Origin of the sequence: Croceicoccus bisphenolivorans, from assembly GCF_001634625.1 — a bacterium.
In the GTDB taxonomy this organism is placed as follows: domain Bacteria; phylum Pseudomonadota; class Alphaproteobacteria; order Sphingomonadales; family Sphingomonadaceae; genus Croceicoccus; species Croceicoccus bisphenolivorans.
The window spans coordinates 1-2,644 of the sequence record NZ_LRSE01000045.1 but is presented as its reverse complement, the minus strand read 5'-3'; the positions used below and the strand labels follow the sequence as shown (position 1 = coordinate 2,644).

2 protein-coding genes are annotated in these 2,644 nt (G+C 62.0%); both read right to left on the bottom strand.

Translation table 11 applies throughout. The annotated features are described in order from the left end of the window. Nucleotides 1-79: 79 nt before the first annotated feature. Complete coding sequence (gene istB / locus A7A77_RS17175) at nt 80-943, bottom strand: IS21-like element helper ATPase IstB (protein ID WP_004211466.1); 864 nt, start codon at nt 941-943, stop codon at nt 80-82. After that, nucleotides 940-2,442: an IS21 family transposase gene (gene istA / locus A7A77_RS17170; RefSeq protein ID WP_011950689.1), complete on the bottom strand. Its 1,503-nt coding sequence runs from the start codon at nt 2,440-2,442 to the stop codon at nt 940-942. Before istA ends, istB begins: the two co-directional genes overlap by 4 nt. Between the last annotated feature and the right edge of the window lie 202 nt (nt 2,443-2,644).

Genomic DNA, 2,644 nt, shown 5'->3' with positions numbered 1-2,644 from the left:
TATAGCGCGACGATCTGGGTGAGAGGTCAGCGACTATCAGGATGAGAACAGATTGTCGCGGCGGGTTCATGGTGCCGGGTTAGATTGTCGCTGGCAAGGGCGATTCTTCGCTCTGATTGTCGCTGATCGACATTTTCTCGATGGATTTGATTGTCGCGTATTTTGGGGTCCTTCCAGCCCCTGTCTGTCGCTGGAGGGCGGCCCTGCGACGATAGCTCTCGACATTCATCTCGAAGATGGTGGCGTGATGAACGAGACGGTCGACGGCCGCGAGCGTCATGGCGGGATCCGGGAAGACCCGGTTCCATTCGCCGAAGGGCTGGTTGGCCGTGATGAGCATGGATCGGCGCTCATAGCGTGCGCTGATCAACTCGAAGAGCACGGAGGTTTCAGCCTGATCCTTGGCGACATAGGCGAGGTCGTCCAGGATGAGCAGGTGGTATTTGTCGAGCTTGGCGATGGCGGATTCGAGCGCCAGTTCGCGGCGCGCGAGCTGAAGCTTCTGGACCAGCTCGGACGTGCGGGTGAACAGCACGCGCCAACCATTCTGGACAAGTTGCAGGCCGATGGCTGCCGCCAAGTGGCTCTTTCCTCCGCCCGGCGGGCCGAACAGGATGAGATTGGCGCCCTTTTCCAGCCATCCGTCGCCCGAGGTCATGGCCGTGACCTGCGCCCGCGAGACCATCGGCACGGCGTCGAAGGCGAAGCTGTCGAGCGTTTTGCCCGGTGGTAATCGTGCGTCGCTCAGATGACGTTCGATCCTACGCCGGTCACGTTCGGCCATTTCATGCTCGGTAAGTGCAGCGAGCAGTCGGGTGGCGGGCCAGCCCTCCTTGTCGGCACGTTCGGTAAACTCGGGCCAGATCACCTTGATGGCAGGAAGCCTCAACTCGTTGAGGATGAAGCTCAGGCGCTGGGCATCGACGTTATGGGCCTTGGTCATGCGGCCTCTCCCAGCAGCAGGGCATCGTAGTCGGTCAGGGGGCCAAGCTCGACCACCACCTCGGGCAGCGCGGCCGGATCGGGCGAGAAGCGCGTTCGCAACGCGGCGATGTCAGGCAGCCGGCCTTCGTCAAGGTCCTGGGCGAGAAGATCGGCAAGCTCGGCCTCGCAGGCCCGTTCATGGGCCATGGACAGCAACTCGACCATCTTGCGGCAAGCGTCACGCTCGGACATGGCTTCGAGCAGCCGTTCGAACATGAGCCTGTACGCCTCGCGCGGGAACAACTGGTCGCGATAGGTCAGCTGCAGCAGGGCCATCGGCTTACGCCTGAGGCTATGGATCACGTGACGGTAATCCACCACATAGCCATGTTCGGTAGCGCTTTTCGGGCGACCGCGTGGCCGGGTCATGAGATAACTGCCGCCCAGGAACAGATCGAGCCGATCATCGTAGAGGCGCACACGCAGTCGATGCCCGATCAACCGTGACGGCACCGTGTAGAACACCTTGCGCAGAACGAAGGTGCTGGACGAGGTGACGGGAAGGATATGTTCCTCGTAGTCGCTGGTGCGACGATCAGGTAGCGGTTTGAGCGTTGCCCTTTCGGTGTCGATGCGGGCGGCACTGCGCCGGTTCTTTCGGGCAACGATCTCGTCGATGAACCTGCGATAGGCCGCGAGGTCCTCGAAGTCGGTCGATCCACGCATCGCCAGCGCATCCTCCACCGCCGCCTTGAGATGGCCGTGGGAGCTTTCGACGCTGCCATTCTCATGCGCGATGCCGCGGTTGTTGCGGGTCGGCGTCATGCCATAATGTTCGCACAAGGCGTCGTAGCGTGTGGTCAAGTCCGCACGGGCATCGGCATCAAGGTTGCGAAACGCGGCCGACAGACTGTCGCTGCGGTGTTCGCCCGGCGCGCCTCCCAGCATCCAAAGCGCGTTCTGCAGCCCCTCAGCCAATGCGACATAGCTCTCGCCGCCCAGGATGACATGGGCATGTTCGAAGCCTGACCACACCAGGCGGAAGTGGTAAAGCAGGTGATCGAGGGGCGCACCCGCGATCGTGACTTTGAGGCTCCTCATGTCGGTGAAGTCCGAAAGGCCCATTCGCCCCGGCTCATGAGTCTGGCGGAAGATCACTTCCTGTTCCGGGCCATGAACGGCCCGCCAGGCACGGATACGACGCTCCATCGTGCGGCGAACCCCAAAATCGAGATCGGGATGGCGACGGCGCATCTCCTCGAAGATCGCCACCGCCCGCAAGCCAGGTGCCGCCTTCAGCATTGGTACGATCTCGCTCTCGAAGATCGATTCCAACGGATCAGGTCGCCGTCGGCCGCGGGGCGCTTTACGGTGTGAAGGAAGCACCGGATCGCTCGCGATCCGGTAGCCCGTCGCGGTGCTGAACCCGGCCTTCGCCGCAGCCACCGGGACCGGGTTGGTCTGTCGCAATTTCATGAAAAGCCTCATTTGATGATCGTTGACTTGGCAACCCGGCACTCACGGCATCTCCCTCCAATCTGGATATGCCAATGAATATTGGGTCGGCCCCGACGATCTACGGCTCCTCCATTAAAGGGCCATCGGTTGTTGGGGTCTCGGCTACGGGCTTCGGGCTACGCCCTCCGCCCTTCACCGACACCCCAACAACCGATTCTCATCTTGATTGTCGCTACGCTCGCATCCTGTCAGTCGCCGCGCA

Bases quoted from the DNA above. Each gene is read 5' to 3' on its own strand.
- istB (WP_004211466.1), bottom strand. From the start codon at position 943: ATGACCAAGGCCCATAACGTCGATGCCCAGCGCCTGAGCTTCATCCTC.